The organism is Sedimentibacter sp. (assembly GCF_032080165.1).
Classification (GTDB): Bacteria; Bacillota; Clostridia; order Tissierellales; family Sedimentibacteraceae; genus Sedimentibacter.
Genome location: NZ_DAMASY010000010.1, coordinates 16,562 through 29,104, shown reverse-complemented (window position 1 = coordinate 29,104; position 12,543 = coordinate 16,562). Strand labels below are relative to the sequence as shown.

10 protein-coding genes are annotated in these 12,543 nt (G+C 37.0%); 3 read left to right on the top strand and 7 right to left on the bottom strand.

All coding sequences use genetic code 11. The features are described from left to right. Positions 1–5: 5 nt before the first annotated feature. The 3 genes from RT412_RS13100 to mraY all read right to left on the bottom strand — a co-directional run bounded on the left by RT412_RS13100 (position 6) and on the right by mraY (position 2,962). The gene (locus tag RT412_RS13100; protein WP_313344123.1) at positions 6–779 is read right to left on the bottom strand and encodes a short-chain-enoyl-CoA hydratase; all 774 of its coding nucleotides are present in this window, start codon (positions 777–779) and stop codon (positions 6–8) included. A 134-nt stretch (positions 780–913) separates the two neighbouring features. Further along, on the bottom strand, positions 914–1,951 hold the full coding sequence (argC, locus tag RT412_RS13095; protein WP_313344125.1) for an N-acetyl-gamma-glutamyl-phosphate reductase: 1,038 nt from the start codon (positions 1,949–1,951) through the stop codon (positions 914–916). Between the two features lie 42 nt (positions 1,952–1,993). Continuing rightward, a complete protein-coding gene (gene mraY / locus RT412_RS13090; RefSeq protein ID WP_313344128.1) occupies positions 1,994–2,962 on the bottom strand; it encodes a phospho-N-acetylmuramoyl-pentapeptide-transferase in 969 nt (322 codons plus the stop codon). Positions 2,963–3,187: 225 nt separating this feature from the next. Here mraY and RT412_RS13085 point away from each other — a divergent pair, with 225 nt between their 5' ends. The 3 genes from RT412_RS13085 to RT412_RS13075 all read left to right on the top strand — a co-directional run bounded on the left by RT412_RS13085 (position 3,188) and on the right by RT412_RS13075 (position 5,475). Continuing rightward, positions 3,188–3,949, top strand: coding sequence for a MerR family transcriptional regulator (locus tag RT412_RS13085; RefSeq protein WP_313344130.1), 762 nt, complete (start codon positions 3,188–3,190; stop codon positions 3,947–3,949). A 64-nt stretch (positions 3,950–4,013) separates the two neighbouring features. After that, complete coding sequence (locus tag RT412_RS13080) at positions 4,014–4,745, top strand: ABC transporter ATP-binding protein (RefSeq protein ID WP_313344132.1); 732 nt, start codon at positions 4,014–4,016, stop codon at positions 4,743–4,745. Next, complete coding sequence (locus tag RT412_RS13075; protein WP_313344134.1) at positions 4,732–5,475, top strand: ABC transporter permease; 744 nt, start codon at positions 4,732–4,734, stop codon at positions 5,473–5,475. Before RT412_RS13080 ends, RT412_RS13075 begins: the two co-directional genes overlap by 14 nt. Before the next feature lie 115 nt (positions 5,476–5,590). On the opposite strand, the gene RT412_RS13070 is transcribed toward RT412_RS13075, so the two are convergent. The 4 genes from RT412_RS13070 to secA form a co-directional block, all read right to left on the bottom strand. Then, positions 5,591–6,223: an HAD-IA family hydrolase gene (locus RT412_RS13070; RefSeq protein WP_313344136.1), complete on the bottom strand. Its 633-nt coding sequence runs from the start codon at positions 6,221–6,223 to the stop codon at positions 5,591–5,593. A 16-nt stretch (positions 6,224–6,239) separates the two neighbouring features. Beyond that, positions 6,240–8,522 (bottom strand): Tex family protein, encoded by a 2,283-nt coding sequence (locus tag RT412_RS13065; protein ID WP_313344138.1) that lies wholly within the window; start codon positions 8,520–8,522, stop codon positions 6,240–6,242. Between the two features lie 123 nt (positions 8,523–8,645). Then, positions 8,646–9,756 (bottom strand): peptide chain release factor 2 gene (prfB, locus tag RT412_RS13060; RefSeq protein WP_313344185.1). Its coding sequence is split into 2 segments (ribosomal slippage): positions 8,646–9,680 and positions 9,682–9,756, totalling 1,110 coding nucleotides; the frame shifts between segments, so codons are not numbered across the junction. A 13-nt stretch (positions 9,757–9,769) separates the two neighbouring features. Continuing rightward, the gene (gene secA, locus RT412_RS13055) at positions 9,770–12,523 is read right to left on the bottom strand and encodes a preprotein translocase subunit SecA (RefSeq protein WP_313344140.1); all 2,754 of its coding nucleotides are present in this window, start codon (positions 12,521–12,523) and stop codon (positions 9,770–9,772) included. Between the last annotated feature and the right edge of the window lie 20 nt (positions 12,524–12,543).

Here is a 12,543-nt window from a genome sequence, read left to right as displayed (position 1 = left end):
ATATATTATTCAAATTTCGGTTTTCTTTTCTCCAAAAATGCGGTCATGCCTTCTTGTTGATCTTCAGAAGCAAAGCACAAGCCAAATACATTGGATTCATAAGCAATCCCTGTATCTATGTCCGTTTCAACACCTCTGTTCATAGCCTCTTTTGCATATCTTACGGCAACTCTTGAATTTGATATAATTTTTTCAGCCATTTTATAAGCTTCTTCCATTAAGCTGTCCTTATCTGTGACTTTATTAACAAGCCCTATTCTGTATGCCTCATCTGCATTGATATGCAGCCCTGTAAATATCAGTTCTTTTGCTCTTCCTAAACCAACTAATCTTGCTAATCTTTGTGTTCCCGAGAATCCCGGTATAATTCCGAGTCCTACTTCCGGCTGTCCAAATTTAGCTTTTTCAGAAGCAATTCTAATATCGCAGGCCATAGACAGCTCACATCCCCCGCCTAACGCAAACCCATTTACAGCTGCAATTACTGCCTTGTTCATTGTTTCAATTTTTCTGAACAATCTTGAGCCGTCCTCTGAAAATTTCTTTGCCTCTGAAGGGCTTAGGTTACTCATATAAGCAATATCCGCTCCGGCAACAAATGCCTTGCCTTCTCCTGTTAAAATCACAGCCGATACTTCGTCATCATTACTGATTTGGTCGAATGCGTATTCAAGCTCATTAAGCATGTCAGCATTTAACGAATTAAGCGTCTCCGGGCTGTTTAATTTAACCGTACAAACTCCTTTATCTTTTTCAATAACTAAATTCTTTACTTCCATAAAAACACCCTTTCTTAAATTTTTTGCAATTTTATTATACCATGAACAAATTCTAAAAACATACCTAATTGATTAAAATTTGTTAACAACTTATCATCCCCCAACTAAAAAATTGGTTGAGTTGTGAATAGCGTCTAAATACAAGCGGGCACATAATTAATTGCCATATTTTGAGGGAACCCATTCATTATATTCAGATTTTGTACAGCCTGTCCCGCTGCTCCTTTTATTAAATTATCAATTGCTGCAAATACGATTAATGAATTGTCCTGCTCATCCACCTCAAAATTTATATGGCACATGTTTGAATTTCTGACCCATTTTGTCTCTACATACATGCCGCGGTCCAGTATTTGAACGAACTGCTTGTAATGATAATACTTTTCGTATATATTTCTAATAAAATCATGGTCAATTTTCATTGCAGGCTTGGTATAGCAGGTAACAAGGATACCCCTCTGCATAGGAACAATATGAGGCACAAAGGTTATCTTTACTTGCTCATGGGTAAAATACTCAATTGCTTTTTGAGCTTCTATTTTGTGGGGGTGATTTGTAATTTTGTAAGGCTTAACTGATTCGTTCGCCTCCACAAAGTGAGTTCCAAGCGTAAGGGTTCTGCCTGAGCCTGACAACGCACATTTTCCGTCAACCGTCACCTCGGTCGAAATTATTCTTTCTTTAATAAGCGGCAGCAATGCAAGCTGGATTGCTGTTGCAAAGCATCCGGGATTAGCAATGTTTTCCGCATCTTGTATCTCATTTTCATTCCACTCGCATAGTCCATAGGTAAACCGGGAAGAAAGGTGGATAGATTTATGATCTTTGCCATAATACTGTTTATACTCCATACTGTTCATTAAACGATAATCTGCTCCGAGGTCAATAACTTTTACATTGTTTAATATATCGTCATTAAGTTTCTCCATCAAAACACCATAGGGCAGAGATGTGAACAGCACATCAATACCGTCGGCAATAGTTTCATAATCAAGAGCTAAACAGCTATCTTGACTAAATCCGGTAAAATTCCGGTATACATAAGAATATTTGTTATCGATATGGGTTCCCGATATGGCTTTAATTATTTTTACTTCGGGATGACCGTACAGCAGCCTAACTAATTCCTGTCCGGCATATCCGGTTGCACCAATAATTCCCGCTTTTATCATGTAATACCTCCTGTAACATAATTTCATTGTATATTCATCGTATCATATCCCCAAGCTCATATATGCAATGATACATGCTGCAAAGGTTATAATGCAAAATGTAAATGTAATAGCGACTTCCTTCCAGCCGTTTTTTTCCAGATGATGATGGAAAGGCGCTATCTTAAAAACTCTCTTATTAAAGTACTGTAATGAAAATAACTGTATTATCACGCTGATTATTTCAAAAATGCAAACACAAAGTACAAGGATAATCCATAGGGGTATGTTCAATTCAATCAAAAATACCGCAATTGCTCCGCCTAAAAGAAGAGAGCCTGTGTCCCCCATAAAAATTCGGGCAGGATATCTGTTAAAAAACAGGGTACCAAGACAAGCTCCCTCCATAATTATGGCTCCAAACAGCACATTATCATCTCTCAATTGGTATGCGACTATCCCGATGAAGACAAAAACTATAGAGCATATGCCCAACGCAAGCCCGTCGACTCCGTCTGTAATATTGACACTATTGCTTGATAAAACAATCAGAAAAACCATCAAGGAACCATAAAGGTACTTATTGATTTCTATAGAAGCTCTTATGAATGGGAGCATGATTTGAGTATCTGTCTGTCCGGAAACAATTAAATATAAAGTTATAATTATGCCTATAATTATAAGACCGAATAACTTTTCTTTCGGGGTTACACCGTCCCTCACTTTTTTAACTTTAATATAATCATCTATAAATCCCATCACACCGAACAACAATAAGAAAAGATTAATCCATATTATTCTGCCTATCGAGATACTGTAAACTATAGTGGCAGTAATTAATGTCAGATTGATAGCGATACCGCCCATTGTTGGCGTTGCAGCCTTATGTTTATGCAGTTCCTGTATACAAGGCTTCTTATTGCTGTCTACATTTTCTGTTCTTTTGAAAAATCTTGTCTTAGACAGCTTGTCAATAAATATCTTTAAAAAAATAGCTGTAAAAAATAAGCTGAAAGCAAAATATTGTATCATAGCTCTATTTCCTCCGAAATGAAACTAAACCGCCGGTATCATAACCACTCGAGCACCATTATACCATTGTTACGAAGAAAATAAAAGCTCAGTTTGCTTTATAGAGTAACCCATAATCTTACATGCTTGTGCTTTTTGCTTCCATGAGTTACAATTAAAACCCTCCACTATAACACCAGCCTTTGGCAGGGTGTTATAGTGGTACAATGGAAGGACGGTGATGAAATGAACACTTACAAGACATCCGAAATTGCACATAGCATTGGAATCCATCCCAATACAGTACGGCTTTATGAAGAACTTGAACTGATTCCTAAACCGGAGCGTAAAGAAAATGGCTATCGTGTCTTTACAGATTTTCATATGGAGCAGATCAAATTTGTAAGAATTGCTCTAAAGGTTGAAGTTCTGCAAAATGGACTGAGAAAACAAGCTATTGCTGTTATTAAGACCTCCGCACTCGGAAATTTTGAAAAGGCAATTTCTTTAGCGGAACACTATCTGCAAAAGATTAGAGATGAGCAAAGAAATGCCGAAGAAGCTATAGCAATTACTGAAAAACTGTTATTGGGTAACAGTCAGGAAAAAGACACTTTGTTTTTAACCAGAAAAGAAACGGCTGATCATTTACAAATCTCTATAGATACTTTAAGAAATTGGGAAATGAACGGTTTGCTTACCGTAAAGCGAAAGCAAAATGGCTATCGTGTTTACACGGATGAAGATATTCGTCGGTTGAAAATCATACGTTCCTTGCGGTGTGCAAATTACTCTCTTTCAGCAATTCTGCGAATGATGAGTACCCTATCACGAAATCCCGAAGCCGACATTCGGCAAGTGATTGACACACCAAAGGAAAATGATGATATTATTTCTGTATACGATAAACTACTCACATCACTGCATTACGCTGAACAAAACGCGGAAACTATGCTCGTTCATCTTGAGAAAATGAAAAAACAATTTCGAGCAAACCCTACACTTTAACACCAAACTTCGCTCTAATGTTATTCTTTTTACGCAAAGAAAAAACAAGGAGGGATTTAATCGCATGGAAACAACGATTGAAGTAAAAAAACTATGCAAGTCTTACAACCATGTCAAAGCGGTAGAGAATGTTAATATCTCAATTTGCCGTGGAGAAGTATTTGGCTTGCTGGGCGCAAATGGTGCGGGTAAAAGCACCACAATTGAATGTATTTTAGGAACGAAAAAACAAGATAGCGGAACAGTATCCATTTTGGGAATGAATCCGCAAAAAGAGCGAAAAAATTTGTTTGAGAGAGTTGGCGTTCAATTTCAGGAGGCTAATTACCAAGATAAAATAAGGGTAGCTGAACTTTGTGAAGTCACTGCTTCGCTTTACAAAACAACTTTGGATTATGACACTCTTCTAAAACAATTCGGACTTTCTGACAAGCTGAAAAGTCTGGTTAGTGAACTTTCGGGAGGTCAAAAGCAACGGCTTTTCATCGTGTTGGCACTTATTCCAAATCCCGAAGTCATATTCTTGGACGAGCTGACAACCGGCTTGGACGCTAAAGCACGACGGAATGTATGGAAGAGCCTTTCTGAATTAAAGGTGAAAGGAATTACTATTCTATTAACCTCCCATTTTATGGACGAAGTAGAAGCTCTGTGCGACAAAATCATGATTTTGAAAAAAGGAAAAGGCACTTTTTGCGGGACAGTACAGGAAGCTATTGCAACCAGTCCTTACGAAAAATTTGAAGACGCATACCTTTGGTACACGGATGAGGAGGTAGAAGATGAAAGCATTTAGAAACTTACTTAAAACAGAAATCAGGTTATCCCTCCGAGGGATGGATATGTTTATTTTTGCTATCTGTATACCTGTTGTTATCGTTATTATCTTGGGAGCAGTGTTCGGAAATAAACCCGCTTTCAACGGTGCAGAATATACCTTTTTAGAGCAATCTTTCGGTGCAGTATCAACTATTGCCATTTGTGCCGGAGGTGTGATGGGGCTTCCTCTGGTTGTATCTGATTATCGAAACAGAAAAATATTAAAGCGGTTCAAGGTGACGCCCACCAGTCCAGCCCTTATCTTGGCAGTACAGATTGTCATATACGCACTTTACTCGGTTGCTTCACTAATCCTTGTGTACGCAACAGGGGCAATTTTTTTCGGCTATCAGTTTCATGGCTCATGGCTTCAATTCTTAGGAGCATACTTGCTGGTTATGCTGTCAATGTTCAGCATTGGGCTGCTAATAGGAGGAATTGCACCAAATATGAAAATAGCAAGTGTCGCTGCCAGCCTGCTGTATTTTCCGATGCTTATTTTTTCGGGCGCTACTCTGCCTTACGAAATGATGCCCCTTGCACTTCAAAAAGTAGCTGATATATTGCCATTGACACAAGGGATAAAACTTCTCAAAGCCGCTTCACTTGGTCTGCCAATAGATAGTGTTTTCATTTCGGTAATTATGATGATTGTAATTGCAGTGATATGTATAAATATTTCCCTACGTTTTTTTAAGTGGGAATAGACTTCCTAAATTTAAAGTCGAAATGGCGTAGCTTTTTACGCTACGCCATTCTTTCAAAACTGATTTAAAACTGTTTTACCAAGTACTGCCTTATAGTCGTTCTTTTATATAATATTTATATTATTTCTTTTATATCTATCATCTTATTCAGAACATATTTTACATTATATTGATTTTTAAGCTCTTCTGATAATTTATGCCAGCCGCACAACACCGGTATTACATTGGAATTAATTGCACATTCCATATCAAATCTCGAATCACCCACATACAATGTATTTTCTGCTTTGCTGTTTAAAAGCTCCATTGTTTTAATTAACGGCTCTTTATCCGGCTTATGTTTTTTTACATCGTCTGCGGTGATGATAGCGTCAAAATATTTTTTTATATTAAAATTATTAACGGCTTCTAAGGTTGAATTTCTTAACCTTGAAGTAGTAATTCCCATCTTTATATTTTTGTCCTTTAGATAATCTAAAGTTTCTTTAACGGTTTCGTATAGTCTCACCTCATCGTTAAACCTTTCTACCTGGTATTCTCTGTAGCAAGTAATAACATCTTCGAAGTCATATGCCTCGAAATCTCTTTGCAGTGTCAATCTCAGAGGCTCTCCAAACGTACTCATTACATAATCTTCATCGCAATCCTCATTGCGGAAAACCGAATATATATGTTTAAAGGAATTTATAACTATTTGGCTTGTATCTGCCAAAGTACCGTCAAAGTCAAATATTACTGTATCAATCATTAATTTCTCCTATGATTTATCTTTTTGTTTTCATACTGAGCCCTATTCTTTGTCTTTCCTTATCAAGCTTAATGATTGTGACATCTACTACGTCTCCTACCTGGACAACTTCCATCGGATTCTTAATAAATTTATCGCTCATTTCTGAAAGGTGAACAAGTCCGTCCTGTTTTACTCCTATATCTACAAAAGCGCCAAAGTCAACCACGTTTCTTACGGTTCCTTTTAGCTTCATACCTACTTCCATGTCTTCCATTTTCATAACGTCGCTTCTGAAAATTACCTTCGGCATTTCATCTCTCGGATCTCTGCCCGGCTTTTTAAGCTCTTCAACTATGTCCGTGAGTGTAGGAACCCCGATGTTCAGTTCTTCTGCCAATACCTTTACTCTGTCCTTGATTTTTTCTCTTGCAGGCTTCTTTTCTTCTTTAAAGTTAATTTGAGAAAGTGCTTCAAGCCCCTTTAATCTATTATTACGTGAAGACATTTGAATTTTTTTGTCTTCCTTTACTTTAATTTTCATTATTCTTTCATTTATATCGTTTAAGTTAGTATTTTTTAAATCATTTATATCGTATCCTAATTTATTTAATAAGCTTACTGCTATTTCATAGGATTCAGGATGAACAGCTGTTTTATCCAGCAAATATTCTCCGTCAGAAATTCTTAAAAAGCCGGCACATTGTTCAAATGCTTTTTCTCCAAGCATCTTGACCTTCATAAGCTCATTTCTGTTTGTAAACTTACCCTTATCTTCTCTGTATTTAACTATGTTTTTAGCAATTGTCTTTGTTATGCCTGATACATATTGTAACAGTGCTGTTGAAGCAGTATTTAAATCAACTCCTACACTGTTTACGCAGTCCTCTACAACTCCGTCAAGCTCCTGACTTAATTTTGTTTGGTTAACGTCATGCTGATATTGACCGACCCCTATACTCTTTGGATCTATTTTAACTAATTCAGCTAACGGATCCTGCAATCTTCTGCCTATGGATATAGCACCTCTTACGGTTACATCCAGGTCAGGATATTCTTCTTGAGCCAATTTTGATGCAGAGTATACGGACGCTCCTGCTTCTGAAACTATGGTGTATGTAATATTTTTATCTATTTTAGACAACATATCTGCAACAACCTGCTCTGTTTCTCTTGAAGCAGTACCGTTTCCTATGGTTATAACATCTATGTCATATTTATTAATCATCTCAGTCATTATTTTTTGGGATTTTTCAACTTCGTTTCTTGGTTCACTCGGGTAAATAACTGTATCCTCTAAAAATTTACCTGTTCCATCTAATACAGCTAACTTACATCCTGTTCTGTAGCCGGGATCTATGGCAAGTATTCTTACGTCTTTAACAGGCGGAACCATCAACAGATTTTTAGTATTTTTACCAAATACCTTAATTGCCTCATCTTCTGCTCTTTCAGTCAAAATGTTTCTTACTTCTCTATCTATGGAAGGAGCTATCAATCTTTTATAGCCGTCTTCAATTGCAGCACAATAATAATCAGCAGTTATTGCCGATTCATTCTTTATTTCTTTTGATTTTAAATAATTAACTATTTTTTCATCAGGGGTATTCAGCTTGACTTTAAGTTTCTTTTCTTTCTCGCCTCTGTTTATGGCAAGTATTCTGTGATTTGCTATTTTATTTACTGCTTCTTCGAATTTATAGTACATTTCGTAAACAGTTTTTTCTTCTTCATCTGCTGCTTCCGAAATAATTGTTCCGTCTGATATGTAAATTTCTCTTATATGTTTTCTGTAATCAGCATTGTCTGAAATCATTTCTGCAATTATGTCGCAGGCTCCTTCATAAGCTTCTTTAATATTTTTTACACCCTTTTCTTCATCTACAAAGGATAAAGCAATCTCTTCCAAGCTTCCTTCCGTTACATTTTGTGCAAGTATGATGTCGGCAAGAGGCTCAAGTCCTTTTTCCTTCGCCTTAGAAGCTCGTGTAGATTTTTTCTGTTTATACGGTCTGTACAAATCTTCTACGCGCTGCATAACATCTGCGCTTAAAATTTCATCCTTTAATTCATCCGTAAGCTTTCCCTGTTCTTCTATTAATCGGATAACTTCTTCTTTACGGCTTTCTAAATTTCTTAAATATGTTAATCTTTCATATAAATCTCTTAACACCACATCATCTAACGAGCCTGTCTGCTCTTTACGATAACGGGCAATAAAAGGAATTGTATTTCCTTCATCAATAAGATTAACCGTGTTTTCCACCTGAATAGGTTTAATATTAAACTCTTCGCATAAAATTTTTAAAATATCTACCATTTATCTCTCCCCTATTACAATGGATGGGCAATTGGCAAACGCCGGATATGCAATTGATAAGCAATGGGTTTATTTTCTATCCATTGCCTATCCATTGCTAATCTACTGTTAATCAATCGCCATCTATTGATTTCTTGATTTCATCTTTAAATATTCATTCATAAACATATCTAAACTGCCGTCCATTACAGCCTGCACATTGCCGGTTTCCGCATTGGTGCGATGGTCTTTTACCATGCTGTAGGGATGAAATACATATGACCTGATTTGGCTTCCCCATGCAATTTGATTATATTTACCCTGGATATCCTCGATTTTCTCCTTGTTTTCTAATTGTTTAATTTCCAACAGCTTTGATTTAAGCATCTTCAATGCCGTTTCTCTGTTACTGTGCTGAGACCTTTGATTTTGACATGATACAACTATACCTGTCGGTATATGAGTGATACGAATTGCCGAATCTGTGGTATTGACATGCTGACCTCCCGCACCGCTGGAACGGTACGTGTCAACACGTATATCCGATTCATTTATTTCTATATCCACATCATCTTCTATTTCAGGTGTAACATCAACAGACGCAAAAGACGTATGTCTTTTTTTTGCAGCATCAAAAGGTGAAATCCTCACCAATCGATGAACGCCTTTTTCGGATTTTAAATACCCGTAAGCATTTTCGCCTTCAACTAACAAAGTTACGCTTTTAATTCCTGCCTCAGTATCGGGAAGTATGTCTAATTCAGTCATATTGTAGCCGTGAGCTTCAATCCACCTCGTATACATACGGTACAGCATATCCGCCCAGTCCTGGGCTTCTGTTCCTCCCGCGCCGGCATGAATGGATAGTATTGCATTGTTTTTATCGAATTCATTGCTCAACAGGGCAACAATGCGAGCATTATCAAGAAGCTCAGCCACATCGTTCATAATTGCTTTAAGCTCATCCAAATGACTTTCATCATTTTCTTCTATAATCATATCGACGAAAATTTCTAAATCTTCAACCTGTTGCCTTAAATTTTTGTATTCGTTTATTCTATTGGTATTTTGCTTTAATTTTTGTGAAACTTTTTGAGCCCTTTCCTGGTTGTTCCAAAAATCCGGCTCCTGCATTTCTGATTCAAGCAGTATATTTTCTTCCTCCAACTTGGAGAGGTCAAAGGGAACCACCAACCTCAGCTAAAATGTTTTTAAATTTCTTTAAATTTTCATTAATTTCGTATAAATCTATCAAATAATCATCTCCTTTATTCATTCTGTCCGCAGCACTTTTTGTATTTCTTGCCGCTTCCGCACGGGCATGGATCGTTCCTGCCTACTCTTTTTTCCTTGTTCACTATCGGTTGCGGCTTACCGCCTAAATCACCGCCGCTTGTTCCTGTAATTTTAGCAACCTCTTTACGCTGCATCTTTTCCTGAGGTCTTACTCGCATCAACATTTTAATTGTATCTTCTTGAATGGATGCCGTCATTTCTTCAAACATATCATATCCTTCGACCTGATATGCTCTGACCGGGTCCTCGTTTCCTATAGCACGAAGTCCGATACCCTGCCTTAACTGATCCATAGCATCGATATGATCAATCCATTTTGTATCAACGCTTCTTAAAAGAATAATTCTTTCTACTTCCCTGAATACATCTTCGCCAAATTCCTCTTCCTGTCTTCTGTAATGTCTTTCTATTGCACTTTGTGCTCTTTCTTTTAATTTTTCCTTAGTTAAATTTCCCTTGTCCTCTCCTTCAAAGCTTATCAATATTGAGAAGGTTTCAGCTATATATTTAGAGTATCCCGGAATATCCCAATTGTCCGTAAACTTCTCATCTGTAGTATACATTTGTATACCTCTGTCTATAAGCTGTTCAATCATGCTTAGGATATCTTCCTTAAGATTTTCACCTAACAGAACTTTTCTTCTTTCTGAATAGATAACCTCTCTTTGCTTATTCATGACATTGTCATATTGTAGAACATGCTTTCTTATTTCGAAGTTTCTTCCTTCTACCCTGCCCTGTGCCGTCTCAATTGTTCTTGTGAGCATTCCTGCCTCTAATGGCTCATCTTCGGGCATCTTCAATGTTTCAATTATGTTTTTTACTTTGTCACCGGCAAATAATCTCATCAAATCATCTTCAAGAGATATATAGAAACGTGTTGAGCCCGGGTCTCCCTGTCTTCCGGCACGACCTCTGAGCTGATTGTCAATACGTCTTGATTCGTGACGTTCAGTACCTATAATATGAAGTCCGCCTGCTTCTCTGACCTTATCCTGCTCATCCTTCAGCTCATTTTTTGATTGTTCTAAATATTCCTTATATACTTTTCTTGCATTTAATACTTCTTCATCATCAGTGTCATTAAATCCGTCTGCTTGTGCAATCAGTTCATCGGTAAAGCCTTTCGATTTCATTTTGTGCTTAGTAAGAAACTCAGGATTACCGCCAAGCACAATATCTGTACCTCTACCTGCCATATTTGTTGCAATTGTAACGGCACCGAAACGACCTGCCTGTGCCACTATTTCCGCTTCCTTAGCATGGTGCTTGGCATTTAATACCTCGTGCTTAACTCCCGCTTTTTTCAAAAGCTTACTTAGCAATTCCGACTTTTCTATAGAGATTGTACCTACAAGAATCGGTTGACCTGTTTTATGCTTTTCTACAATTTCATTTATAACTGCAGAGTATTTCCCTATCTCACCCTTGTAAACAACATCTTCATGGTCATTTCTTACAACTTCCTTATTTGTTGGTATTTCAATAACATCGACACCATATATTTCTCTGAATTCTTCTTCTTCCGTCTTTGCAGTACCGGTCATACCACAAAGCTTTTTATACATTCTGAAATAGTTTTGGAATGTAATTGTAGCTAATGTTTTAGATTCTTTTCTGACTTCAATTCTTTCCTTTGCCTCAATTGCCTGATGCAAACCGTTAGAATATCTTCTTCCGTACATGATACGTCCGGTAAATTCATCAACAATTAAAACCTCACCATCGTTAACAATGTAGTCAATATCCTTCTTCATCGTATTGTGGGCTTTTAATGCTTGATTAATATGGTGTGAAATTTCCATATTTTCCTGGTCAGCTAAATTTTCAATGTTAAAAAATCTTTCTGCATTAGTAATACCACGAGCAGTTAATGTAACATTTTTACCTTTTTCATCTACTATAAAATCAACCGTGTCATCCTCTTCCACATCTCCCATTATATAATCCATTTTTGATTTCTTTTCTTCGGGAGATTGTATTTTACCTTTCAACGGCAAGACAAAGCTGTTTGCCAACTCATACAAATCTGTGGATTTTTCTCCTTCTCCTGAAATTATCAAAGGAGTTCTTGCCTCATCTATCAAAATTGAGTCAACTTCGTCTATGATACAATAATTCAAATCTCTTTGAACCATTTCTTCTTTTCTGATTACCATATTGTCTCTTAGATAATCAAAACCAAACTCATTATTTGTTCCATAAGTGATATCACATCGGTATGCTCTTATCCTTTCTTCCTTGGTTATACCGTGAACAATACAACCTACCGATAAACCTAAGAAATTATGAACCTTACCCATCCATTCGCAGTCACGCTTTGCCAAATAGTCGTTTACAGTAACTACATGTACACCATTACCCTCAAGGGCATTTAAATATACAGGCAATGTGGAAACCAATGTCTTACCTTCACCTGTTCTCATTTCAGCAATTCTTCCCTGATGAAGAACCATACCGCCTATTAATTGTACCCGGTAATGCTTTTGTCCTAAAACTCTCCATGCCGCTTCTCTTACCACGGCAAATGCTTCGGGCAATATATCATCCTTTGTTTCACCGTTATTTAATCTTTCCTTAAATTCGGCAGTCTTTGCCTTAAGCTGGTTATCGCTTAATTTAGCAATTTCGCTTTCTAATGATAGTATTTTATCAACTGTCGGCTCTAATCTTTTAACTTCCTTTTCACTGTATGACCCAAAAACTTTCTCTAAAAATCTTTTCATATCTATTCCTTTCTTCAATA